Here is a 10,743-nt window from a genome sequence, read left to right as displayed (position 1 = left end):
CCCCACGCTAGGGCAGCCCGTCCCGAATGCCCCCTGGCCTATGATGGGCCACGACGCGCGACATACGGGCAGATCGGTTGCCCAGGCGTCACCGGGCGAGCCGCGGATCAACAACATCTACTTCCCTTGCGAGACGCACCTGCCTTACGATGAAAACGAGAACTGCGAGCTGTTCTCGGGGGTCGCCATCGGCCCCGACGGCAGGCTGTTTTTCGGCACGAATGGTGGCAGGCTCGTCTGTCTCGACAAGGCAACACTGACCAGACTGTGGTCGTATCCTGCGTCGAACCAGCCGCCGCTGCAGGGAGGTGTATGGTGTACTCCTGCCCTTGGTGTTGGATATGGACCGGGCACTGGAGACGGAGCAGGCGAAGGCGATTCTGTTCCGTCACCGCTCTATCGGGTATACGTGACGACCGACGAGGGCTGGCTGCACGCGTTTACCAACTTCGGCCAGCTTGTGTGGAGTCTCCGATTGGGTGACGATGCACAGGGTTCACCGGTGATCGGGGCGGACGGGACCCTCTATGCTACGCACACGGATTTCACCACCCCGAGATCAGCCGCAGTCGTGGCGGTATCGTTCGATGGAGCAATCCGGTGGCGCTATTGGCTCTCACCGGACACCGCCGGGCCGCCAGGTCGCGACGTAATGGTTACCACGGGTGTCGCGCTGGACGACGCGGGTTTCATCTACGTGGGCGATTCCCGAAATCGCCTGTTCAAGCTGTCGCTTGGCGGCCAGCCTGCATGGGTATCGCCGCACTATTACAGGAACACCGACATCGAGTCGTATTGGCACTGGCCCATCTGGTGTGAGCCGGTAGTGGCCGATAGCGGCACGGTCTTCTTGAGCACGTTTCGCGTAAGCACCGGTGGCAACCAACTGCACGCGGTGACAGAAGAAGAGATTCCGCCGCAATCAGGCGACTGGTACCCCGTATCCAAGTGGTATCACCCCGATCATATGGCGCAGCGGTGCATAAGAACCGTACATACTGCTCTTGGTGAAGCTCCGCTGGGCCCAATCGAGGGTGGCCCGTTCTTGGACAAGATGATGAGCGGCCAGGAGGTCGTGAACAACGTCTACTTCGGGACCCAAGAGGTGGCCGGCGGATACCCTCCCAGGTTTGTGAGGGTACACGAGATTAGTCAGGCAGGCTACACATATGGCCGCGCTGAGGAAGTCGCAAACTCATGGTCGAGGTTCGACGCGGTGGGAGCTTGCGCAGCGGAGCCCGGGACCGGGTTAGCGCGAGCGGTGTACATACTCTCCGAGGCACCTGTGTTGTACTCCGCTTCGCCGCAGGGGGCGATGCGCTGGACGCTTACTCCTCCTATGCACCGCACGGAAAGGCCGCAGATGTGCGTCGACTCCAACGGCGACGTGTACGTAGGCGGACATCGCACTCTGACGCGCCACGGGATCCTTTGGCAGTTCCGAGGAGATGAGGTGGCGAAGTGAGTAGGCTTCCGTTTCTCGCAGTCTCAATGCTAAGCGCAGCGAGTGCTCTGGCGCAAGTGGAGTGGAGGCACGAGATGCTCCAGTCCGGCCTGCCGATTCTCGTGCAGGGAGCGGGCTCGCCCAACCCGATGGTGAGTTCCAGGGGTGAATCGGTGTACACCGGAGCATTCACTCCGGGCATGACTCGAGTCTTCGTGAACGGGGTGGATTACAGCTCGCAGCTTCATCCAGAACGGCCCGCTAGGCACTTTGGGATCACAGACGACGGCCGCCCGATTTGGCTCTGCTACTTCGCTACCTACCGAGACTTATATGTAGGTACCGCGAGCATGGGAGCATCCAATGGATATGATGTGGTGGACTACTTGGTCCCTCAGCGCGGCCTTGGTGATCGCTTCACCTACCTGGGGACCAAAGATGGCAGGACGGTTGCCGTCGTCAGCGGAGACGACCTCACGACTCCAGTTCTAGGACCCACGGGCATCGCGTCGTTCGTTGGGGCGCCGACCGCAGGAGGCCTCGTTGCATGGGTCGGCCGAGGCCCAAGCACCGACGGCTACTGGGATGGATTCGTGGACGGAGCGAACCTGACCAAACCCCTTCTGGGCGATGCCCGTGGTGGCAGCGGTCACCGCTACGACAACGGGCGCACTGTGGTTGTCGGCAAGGGGTCGCTGACGAGAGGAAGGACCCACGTGTTCTTAGATGGAGTGGACGTCACCGCGCACTCGTTGGGGTCCGGCGCCGAGGCAATCGCTCGAGAGATCAACTTGCATGGGCAGGTGCTGTGGCTGGGATCGGAGGGCGCAGGCAAGTCCAGCGTGATGTTGGACGAGCGCAACGTCTCCAAACCCATCGTTGGCTACGTTCAGGTGGACGGACTTCACGTGTCTGACAGCGGAGACGTGCTCTGGTCGGCAGCGGTAGAGGCGATGCACAAGCTGTACCTCAATGATCGTGACCTGACAACCGCTGCTATGGGAGGAACGGATGCGCAGTTCGGTGGTATCACCGGGCTGAACGCATCCGGCCACGCTGCGTGGACGGGCTTTGCTCCTTCCATTGGCGGCAGCCAGTGGGTGTTCTACGACGACTTCAATCTATCGCGTGACGCACTGGGCAGCGGTCTCGTCTCCACGGGCGCACTGGCCATCGGCGACGGAGGTCACGTGCTGTGGTGGCACCTGCGTCCGGACCCGGTTTACGAGTGGAGCTATGACATCTGGCTGAGCACGCCGGTGCCGGAGCCTTCGGCGATTGTGGTGCCACTCGGCTTGGCAGCGTTATCGTTCCTGAAGCGCAGGGGCAAGGCATCTGGTTGTGCCGGCTGTTTGCGCGCCGCGTGATGGATGGCAACCAACAGCGTCACTGTGATGGGTACTTAGCCAGGCAAAACGAGCGGGCGAGGACGTTTGGTATAGTGACCTGGGCCTCGTGCCCGAAAGGAAGGTGCGCCATGCAGTGTCGCGTGTTGTTCGCATCTGCGCTCGTACTTCTGCCGCTGTGCACGTTTGCGCAGCCCACAAAGTCCCCTGTGGGCAACGATGTCTATAGGTTCGCGAAGCTCACAGAGCCGAACGAGTCGGCTTGGACGATGCTGATTCCTAAGGGTTGGATTACCGAGGGCGGCATCAAGCGCGTTGAGCCGATCTCCTCGGGCGATGCGGCGAATGCGATTGCGGCCAAGCTGGACTTCACGCTGAAGAACGATGCCAAGGGCGCGAGCCCGTTATGCTGAGCCTGTCGATCCTGGGGTGATTGCTGCCGGCGTCGTATCAGGGCCCCAGAACATGCGGTGTGAGATGTCATGCTTCGACGGGCTCAGCATGACAGGCCTCGCACGCTATCGAATGGAGGTGCAGTTGCCATCTACTTGCGCACGTCACCAAGGTCTGCCCTGACACCTCCACTGCCACCGTCATGCTTCGACGGGCTCGGCATGACGGGCCTCGCACGCTATCGAATGGAGGTGCAGTTGCCATCTACTTGCGCACGTCACCAAGGTCTGCCCTGACACCTCCACTGCCACCGTCATGCGTAGACAGGCTCGGCAGCCCGGAGCGGGCATTCTCGCCATAGAAGGTGTCGCTCCCTACTCCCTTCGTGGATCGAAGAGGTCTATCCTTCCATCGCCGCTCCACACTTGCGAGAAGCGGTACCACTTGGCGTGTCCGTCCACGAAGGTGTAGTTCGTGCCGCCGGTGTGCCATGTCATCGCCAATTCCTTCTCCGGCTCGATGTAGGTGCCACTGTCGTTGGGCCAGTACCACCAAGGCGGGTGAAAGTGGTCCGACGTGCCGTACTCCTTGGTCTCCGCGATGTATATCGTCCCCGCAGGCATGCGGATGGAGCGTAGCGTGTTACGACCGCAGATGCTAGGCAGCTCGTCGCAGAACTGCAGAGGCAGCATCCAGAAGTTCGTGCCGTACGACGTCTTGCGCGTCAACAGGAAGCCTTCGAGGGGCTTGTTCCAGTTGGTGCTAGGATCGCTGGGGCAGCGATACAGGAGTCGCTTGGACTTCACGTAGGGCTCCAGACTGGCAACCCAGATCCACGAGGCGTTGGATCCAGTGTGGCTGTCCAGCGGGAATCGGTCGGTCCAGTCGTTAGCGTACATCCCGACGGCCAAGCCCATCTGTCGCATGTTGCTGGAGCAGGTGGTCTTGTTGGCCTGTTGCCGCACTCGTGTGAAAACCGGGAACAGGATCGCCGCCAGAATGGCGATGATGGCAATCACCACCAGCAATTCGATCAGTGTAAAGCCCTTCTTATCTGACATTTCGTTTCCCCCTATCTCGGTCTTGTCGGCAAGGTTGCGGGACTTCTTGGCCCCCCAACTTGCCGGGTCCTTGCGGAGAGCCGCGACTTACGGCTTGGCCCGCCGCCTCGTGGCAAAGAAGCCCACGCCAGCCAGGACAGCTAGCCAAGTTGCGGGCTCGGGTACGAACTGCAGCTCATAAGTGATCAAGGAGTCGTTCAGCGGGCGTCCGTCGTCGAACGCCACGCCGTTCACGAGGCCAAAACGCAGAAAGCGGAAGCTGTTGTCCGGCGCAGTGAAGGTAACATGGACGTGCCCATTGTCGGGCGCAGAGAGGGAGAGGAGCCCTGGGGTGCCAAGCCCGAAGATCGGGTCTACCTCTCCCTCGACCACTCCGAAGAGGCCTGCCGACACGTCGGTTTGCAGAAAGCCAACGCGGCTGACCATAGGATCTTCGTCGTCATGGTTCAGAACAAAGCCCACGTCCGCGATGAATACGCCGGGCACGACTTCGTCCCACATGACCTCCAGAACGTACGGCGGATCGATGATCTCGTCCGGTTCGATCAGCACCAGGTAGTCCTGGTCGTCAAAGCCGGGAACCAGATCCTCGTCATGACCATGCTGGGCCCAGCCGACACTGCACAGTGCGACAGCGCCAGCGATGATAGTAGCGAATAGCTTGTTCACGTTCATCTCCTTTATGTTGGTATTCACGTCAATGGCCTTGGCCCGATCGGCCGAAGTTGAGAAGCACAATGTTGAGGTCGTCCAGTGCGACCGTGCCGTCTCCGTTCACGTCTCCCGCGTCGTTCGAGGTACCGAAGTGGATCAGCACACTATTCAGATCACCGAGGCCGATCGAGTCATCACCGTCCAGGTCGCCAAGATAGGGAAACTCCCAATCTATAAGGGTGTTCTCGGTCAGTGCAATGCCGGTGAGACGCACGGACAGGTGCTTACTTAGCTTGGCTACCACGTCATAGGTTCCCGACTGCGTGAAGCCCACCATGTACGGGTACACGGCGATACCGGAGCAGACTGGCTGTTCCTGCGATGCCACGATGCTGCCCCCGGTTCGTAGCTCCACGCGAAGCATCAGCTTCCCGAGGTCACCGACAAACTGCGGAGCTGTGCTTACGCTCCCGCGTATCTTGTTCGGCGTGCCCGCAACCATATAGTAGCGGTACACGTTTGGCATGTCGTTCAGCGGGTTGCCTAGGTAGTCCACTGCGTTCACCGCCTTGATGTCCCAGACGTACACCGCAGGCACATCGGGGGCGGTGAACTTGAGGTGGTGGTGTGGCGTTCCTGCATAGGGCAGGTCGAAGTAGTTGTCGCATCCATCGGAGCAGAACAAGTTCCCGACACCGGTCTTGCTGCCGGTCAGGTTCGGGGAGATGTACACCCCGAGGACACGGCACTCTTGCAGCATCGGCTGCGACCAACCATCGGGCGTGAAGAAGTCTAATCCCACATCGGACAGGTACAAACCAGGTGGGTGCGACATCTGCCGAACGGGCTGCACGGCAGGCTGCATGATCTTTGCTGTTCCGGCTTCGAAGCCGAAGAGCGCGTCCAGTTCGTGCTGGGCGGGGACAGCCGCCACGATCAGCGACATTCCCCACAAAGCGAACAGCTTGCTCGCTTTGAGCTGCAATGGGTTCATTGGTTCCCTCCTATGGTCCATACAAGAAGTAGCCGAGTCGCTCGCAGCTATGAAATGTGTTCAGAGACGGACGTGGAATGCGATTCGAACGCTCCCGAATCACTGAGAGCCGAGCGACGAAGGAAGAGTTGGACTAGAGGACGGGTGGTCCGCGCGTGAGGTGAGTGGCTGGGCGTGTGGAGGCGATCCTAAGAGCAGCGGACGCGACCATGGCGGGTGGCGCGTCAGCCAGGTGTAAGGAGAACGTGGCGGTCTCCAGGCCTGACGAGGATGCCAGCGCCCTGCAATGGTCGCACTGCGCGACATCGTGGCAGGGAGCCGCATCGGATGCACAGTCGGAGATTGTCGCCCCCGCGAGATGACCCGAGGGCGTGCAATAGCCAGGGACAGAGAACGCAGCAACGAGGTGGAACGCGTGCGCCCAGGCGCCGAGCAGCAGAACAGCGGCCAGAACCAAGGTTCCGACCCGCCGCCTCCTGTATCCGAGCAGTAGTCCTACGCCATTCATCTGCGCCCGCATCTCGCGCCGTTGAGGCGCCGCGAGAACATCAGTCTATCATTACAGCAGTACTAATGTCAACGTGTTCCGGGTGTTCCGGAGGTATGCCGTTACCGCCGCGCTGGATGGGACGTAGATCTAAGCTGTGGCTGGACGGGGCTGCGCGTCATCCCGCAGCATCTGCTCCAGTTCGTCCGCCTTCGACGTGCAGAAGTCCAGCATGCGGTCCAGGCGCCTGGCAGGCTCCAACTTTCGCCGGCTGCGAACGATAAAGAACGTTGCGGTGCTTATCCCGACGAGCGCCGCGATGAGGAATACGATGTTCGATCGGTTGTTCTCGGATGCCATCAACTCCACCGAATGTCTGAGCGGCTCTAGTCGAGGTCGTACCTCTTGGGCCCCCCGCTTGCATCGCCGCCGATGATGCGCTTCACGAACGTGACCAGTTCCATCGGGTTGAACGGCTTCGTCAGGTACATGTCTGCACCATAGTGATAACCCTCGAACACGTCCTTGTCCTGCGCTTTCGCCGTGAGCATGATTACCGGAAGTTCCTGGAACTCCGGCTCGCGCCGCAAGGTCTTTAGGACCTCGAAACCGTCCATATACGGCATCATGACGTCCAGCACGACGAGGTCCGGATGAACCGATTTGATCTTCTCCAGACCCTCTTTACCGTCGTACGCGGTGACGACCTCCCACCCCTGGCGCTCCAGATTCACCTGGATGAGACGCACAATGTGCCGCTCATCGTCGCAAACCAGAATCTTTAGCGCCATACGGACGACCTCCGAGGTGGATACACGATGCCGGAATCCTACCCGTAGGGCTCAGACGCTGTCAATGAAGCCCAGGTTCCTCCGAACCGGCTCAGGTCACGCGCTGAACCGCCCGTAGCATTGTCGGGTCTATCGGCTCTGTGATGAAGGCATCACCAGCGCTCGGCGAGCGCAGCCGCGGCATCCTCCACGCCCTGGGCAGCGTTCTGCGGCTGCCTGGTCTCCAGTGGGTCGGCGGTAAGCAGGTCCTTAAGAGGCTCCCACCCGGGGCCGAGCACGCCGCAAACGGCGTACAGCCGGACACCCGCACGACGGGCTCGCTTCAATACCTCACCCACGACCTTGCCCTGCGCCGTTTGGTCGTCCAGCTTCCCTTCTCCTGTGATCACCAGGTCGCATTCAGCCAGCCTCTCGTCAAACCGAAGCCGTTCGAGCACCAGCTCCGAGCCCGCAAGTAGCTTGGCACCCGCAAACGCCGCTAGGCCGAACGCTAACCCTCCAGCGGCCCCAGCCCTCGGGGTGTCTGGAGAGAAATCAGCCAGTGAAGCCAGCCGCGCCAAGCCTGCCTCCAGTAGTTCGGACTGCTCCGGGGTCCGAACGCCCTTTTGTGGCCCGTACACGGCGGTACAGCCGCTTGGGCCAAGCAGAGGATTCTCCACGTCGCAAGCGCACACGATCTCGGGCCAGTCCACGCGCTTCGGTGGCACCACCCGAGCCAGACGCCCCAGAGACCGGCCACCCGGCCCGAGCTCAGTCCCGGCATCATCCAGAAGGAGGAAGCCCAGCCCCTGCAATGCCCCGGCTCCCCCATCGTTGGTCGCCGAGCCACCGAGCCCAACCAAGGCCCGTGAAGCGCCCACCGCGCGGGCCTCGCGCAGCAGCTCCCCGACACCGCGGGAAGTGGCGCGCATGGGGTCCAAAGAGCCTGCCGGCACCAGCGTGACCCCACAGCAGCGGGCGCTCTCGATAATGGCGGTGCCGTCGCTATGAAGGGCAAAGGGGGCTGAGATCTGCTCTCCGAGAGGCCCTGTCACTTCGTTCCAGTGCAGAGTGGCCTCCGCAGAGAGGCACTCCAGGAAGCCGTCGCCCCCATCGGCAACGGGCAGGAGAACGATGTGAGCATGGGGTCTTGTGCGGCGAATACCGGACGCGATTGCCTCGGCCGCCTGGCGAGGGGAAAGCGTGCCCTTAAACGCAGTGGGGGCAACCAGTACTCGGAGGGACTGCACGACGGAGCCGCCCGAATCAGGCGTCGTCTTCGAGGTCCGAGCGGTCGGTCATCTCCAGCACCGACTCGGCCATGTACATCGCCGCGTTGTATCGAACGGCAACGGCTATGGCATCGCTCGGGCGCGAATCGATCTCCACGATCTCATCTCCCTTGCGTAGGTAGAGCTTCGCGTAGAAGACCTCTTGCCACAGGTCGTCTATCACAATCTTGTCCACCGTGTAGCCGAGCCGGTCAATGATGTTGCGGATAAGGTCGTGGGTGAAGGGCCGGTCCGGGTAGTCGTTCTCCTTGGCCATCTGGATGGAAAGCCACTCGAACGCGCCGATGATCATGCGGACGGTACGACCCTTGTCGTCCGAGAGCACGATGACCCGCTGCGGCGTCTGAGCGGGGTTCTCGAAATCGTAGAAGCCCTCGATCTCGACGCGAACTTCCCTATCGCTCTCCCTACCGAGGCGCTCGTGCCCCGTGGGGAAGAACGGCGGGGGCTTGCTCATATCGTCTTCGTGCATCGGATCGATGTCGTCTGGCATGGTGTGGACTACCGGGCCTATTGCAACTTGCTCGTCTTTTCTACCACATCGGCGAGGAATTCTTCGTTCGACTTGGTCCGCGCCAACAGCTTGATGAACATTTGGGTCGCTTCGATGGAATCCTGCTGGTTGGCGAGCAGTTTCCTTAGCTGCCACACGCTCTTCAGCTTCTCGGGCTTGATCAGCAGCTCTTCGTGCCGAGTGGAGGACCGCCGCACGTCAATCGCGGGCCAGATGCGGCGCTCGGCAAGCTCGCGGTCCAGCACCAGCTCCATGTTGCCCGTACCCTTGAACTCCTCGAAGATCGCGTCGTCCATGCGGCTACCAGTGTCCACCAAAACGGTGGCGATGACCGTCATGCTGCCCCCCTCTTCGATGTTGCGCGCAGCACCGAAGAAGCGGCGGGGACGATATAGTGCACTCGGATCGAGACCGCCGGAGAGCGTGCGGCCGCTGGCAGTGATCGTCAGGTTGCTCGCTCGGCTGAGGCGCGTGAGACTGTCGAGGAGGATCACGACGTCCCGGCCGGCCTCGACGAGTCGCTTCGCCTGCTCCAAAGTAAGGTCCGCCACTCGCATGTGGTTCTCGGCAGGCTCGTCGAAGGTGGACGAGATGACCTGGCCACGAACAGAACGGCGCATGTCGGTGACCTCTTCCGGGCGCTCGTCCACCAACAGCACCATCAGGAACACCTCGGGGTTGTTGATGGCGATACTGTTGGCAATGGCCTTCAGCAGCATGGTTTTGCCGGCCTTGGGCGGAGCAACGATCAGGCCTCGCTGCCCCTTGCCGATGGGCGAGATGAGGTCAATGATCCGGGCGGACATCTGGTCAGTCCCGATCTCCATCACCATCTGTTCGTTGGGATAGACCGGCGTGAGGTCTTCGAAGTCGCGCCGCTGGCGCTGCGACTCGATGTCCAGACCGTTGACGGACTCCACCCTTAGCAAGCCGAAGTACTTCTCGCCGTCCTTGGGTGGCCGGACCTGGCCGAACACGGTATCTCCCGTGCGAAGCCCGAACCGCTTGATTTGCGACTGCGATACGTAAACATCGTTCGGCGAGTTGGCAAAGTTGCTGCGCCGCAAGAAGCCGAAGCCGTCCGGAAGAAGCTCCAGAATGCCCTCGGCATAGGCGGTGCCGTGCTCACGGTTCAGCTCGATGAGGAGCTTGTGGATGAGGTCCGCGCGACCGCGGAAGTCGAGGTCTAGCTCCAGGGATCGAGCCTGCTCCAGCAGCTCTTCGTCGCTCTTCTCGCTCAGGGTTCGGAAGTTGATGCTGGGCGCGTTCTCGAGGTCGGAGGACATCTGGAGATGTGGGTCCTGCATTCGCGGTCGCCGACCGCCCGATCCATCACGTCGTCGATTCATGGTGGGGATAGGTTTTACTCCTGGTGTGCCGACATCGCGGCATCGAGATAGTGACGGGGCTGTGCTCGCCAAAGCCACTGAAACCCGATCCAGCGGGTAGGCAAGAACGAAACTGGAGAGCGACAGCCGAAGGAGATTTGCTTCCGTGGCTACTATAGCACAATATTCGGCGGTTGTCTACTCCCTACCGCACATTCGCCCGCCGGGCCTCGGAACCCGGGACGGAGGCGCAACGATACCGCTAAATCGAGGTCCGCGGAGCACCAGGCCCAAGAACCCCGGGGCCAAGGAACTCTCGCCGTCACGTCGCCGCGTGGGTTTTTTAGGCTTGTAGAGGTCGCGACCGAAGGACTTGCCTGGGCTCGCAAGGATTGACGTTGCGCAGACTCTGCGACATTCGTTGTGCGATTCTTTGGCGAGTGTCTTGACAACGCGGACA

The 10,743-nt window shown here is 61.3% G+C and carries 12 protein-coding genes; 4 read left to right on the top strand and 8 right to left on the bottom strand.

From position 1 onward, the window contains the following. Positions 1-40: 40 nt before the first annotated feature. From HRF45_11110 to HRF45_11100, 3 genes are all read left to right on the top strand, one after another. Positions 41-1,465, top strand: a complete 1,425-nt coding sequence (locus HRF45_11110; protein MEP0767075.1) for a PQQ-like beta-propeller repeat protein — start codon at positions 41-43, stop codon at positions 1,463-1,465. Beyond that, positions 1,462-2,811 carry a hypothetical protein gene (locus HRF45_11105; GenBank protein ID MEP0767074.1) on the top strand — a complete coding sequence of 450 codons (1,350 nt, stop codon included), beginning with the start codon at positions 1,462-1,464 and terminating at the stop codon, positions 2,809-2,811. The genes HRF45_11110 and HRF45_11105 overlap by 4 nt, the downstream gene beginning before the upstream one ends. 110 nt (positions 2,812-2,921) lie before the next feature. Beyond that, on the top strand, positions 2,922-3,203 hold the full coding sequence (locus tag HRF45_11100; GenBank protein ID MEP0767073.1) for a hypothetical protein: 282 nt from the start codon (positions 2,922-2,924) through the stop codon (positions 3,201-3,203). A gap of 354 nt (positions 3,204-3,557) precedes the next feature. Here HRF45_11100 and HRF45_11095 read toward each other — a convergent pair whose 3' ends face one another. From HRF45_11095 to HRF45_11085, 3 genes are all read right to left on the bottom strand, one after another. Next, the gene (locus tag HRF45_11095; protein MEP0767072.1) at positions 3,558-4,244 is read right to left on the bottom strand and encodes a prepilin-type N-terminal cleavage/methylation domain-containing protein; all 687 of its coding nucleotides are present in this window, start codon (positions 4,242-4,244) and stop codon (positions 3,558-3,560) included. A gap of 87 nt (positions 4,245-4,331) precedes the next feature. After that, on the bottom strand, positions 4,332-4,940 hold the full coding sequence (locus tag HRF45_11090; GenBank protein MEP0767071.1) for a PEP-CTERM sorting domain-containing protein: 609 nt from the start codon (positions 4,938-4,940) through the stop codon (positions 4,332-4,334). 1 nt (position 4,941) lies between these two features. Next, a complete protein-coding gene (locus HRF45_11085; protein ID MEP0767070.1) occupies positions 4,942-5,892 on the bottom strand; it encodes a hypothetical protein in 951 nt (316 codons plus the stop codon). Between the two features lie 286 nt (positions 5,893-6,178). Between HRF45_11085 and HRF45_11080 the strand changes: the two genes are divergently transcribed. After that, positions 6,179-6,385 (top strand): hypothetical protein, encoded by a 207-nt coding sequence (locus tag HRF45_11080; protein ID MEP0767069.1) that lies wholly within the window; start codon positions 6,179-6,181, stop codon positions 6,383-6,385. 144 nt (positions 6,386-6,529) lie between these two features. Here HRF45_11080 and HRF45_11075 read toward each other — a convergent pair whose 3' ends face one another. The 5 genes from HRF45_11075 to rho form a co-directional block, all read right to left on the bottom strand. Beyond that, entirely contained in the window at positions 6,530-6,739 is a 210-nt protein-coding gene (locus tag HRF45_11075; GenBank protein ID MEP0767068.1) for a hypothetical protein, read from the bottom strand. Between the two features lie 26 nt (positions 6,740-6,765). Continuing rightward, entirely contained in the window at positions 6,766-7,170 is a 405-nt protein-coding gene (locus HRF45_11070) for a response regulator (protein MEP0767067.1), read from the bottom strand. Between the two features lie 152 nt (positions 7,171-7,322). Further along, a complete protein-coding gene (locus tag HRF45_11065; GenBank protein ID MEP0767066.1) occupies positions 7,323-8,399 on the bottom strand; it encodes a glycerate kinase in 1,077 nt (358 codons plus the stop codon). A 16-nt stretch (positions 8,400-8,415) separates the two neighbouring features. Continuing rightward, positions 8,416-8,934 (bottom strand): bifunctional nuclease family protein, encoded by a 519-nt coding sequence (locus HRF45_11060; GenBank protein ID MEP0767065.1) that lies wholly within the window; start codon positions 8,932-8,934, stop codon positions 8,416-8,418. 17 nt (positions 8,935-8,951) lie between these two features. After that, positions 8,952-10,262 (bottom strand): transcription termination factor Rho, encoded by a 1,311-nt coding sequence (rho, locus tag HRF45_11055; protein ID MEP0767064.1) that lies wholly within the window; start codon positions 10,260-10,262, stop codon positions 8,952-8,954. Between the last annotated feature and the right edge of the window lie 481 nt (positions 10,263-10,743).

This window comes from Fimbriimonadia bacterium (assembly GCA_039961735.1).
In the GTDB taxonomy this organism is placed as follows: Bacteria; Armatimonadota; Fimbriimonadia; order Fimbriimonadales; family JABRVX01; genus JABRVX01.
Note: the sequence above shows the minus strand (reverse complement) of the source record. Positions and strands in the feature narration are given on the sequence as shown.

Coding starts and splice junctions, on each gene's coding strand:
- HRF45_11110 (MEP0767075.1), top strand. CDS start 41: ATGATGGGCCACGACGCGCGACATACGGGCAGATCGGTTGCCCAGGCG.
- HRF45_11100 (MEP0767073.1), top strand. CDS start 2,922: ATGCAGTGTCGCGTGTTGTTCGCATCTGCGCTCGTACTTCTGCCGCTG.
- HRF45_11095 (MEP0767072.1), bottom strand. CDS start 4,244: ATGTCAGATAAGAAGGGCTTTACACTGATCGAATTGCTGGTGGTGATT.
- HRF45_11085 (MEP0767070.1), bottom strand. CDS start 5,892: ATGAACCCATTGCAGCTCAAAGCGAGCAAGCTGTTCGCTTTGTGGGGA.
- HRF45_11080 (MEP0767069.1), top strand. CDS start 6,179: ATGGTCGCACTGCGCGACATCGTGGCAGGGAGCCGCATCGGATGCACA.
- HRF45_11075 (MEP0767068.1), bottom strand. CDS start 6,739: ATGGCATCCGAGAACAACCGATCGAACATCGTATTCCTCATCGCGGCG.
- HRF45_11070 (MEP0767067.1), bottom strand. CDS start 7,170: ATGGCGCTAAAGATTCTGGTTTGCGACGATGAGCGGCACATTGTGCGT.
- HRF45_11060 (MEP0767065.1), bottom strand. CDS start 8,934: ATGCCAGACGACATCGATCCGATGCACGAAGACGATATGAGCAAGCCC.
- rho (MEP0767064.1), bottom strand. CDS start 10,262: ATGCAGGACCCACATCTCCAGATGTCCTCCGACCTCGAGAACGCGCCC.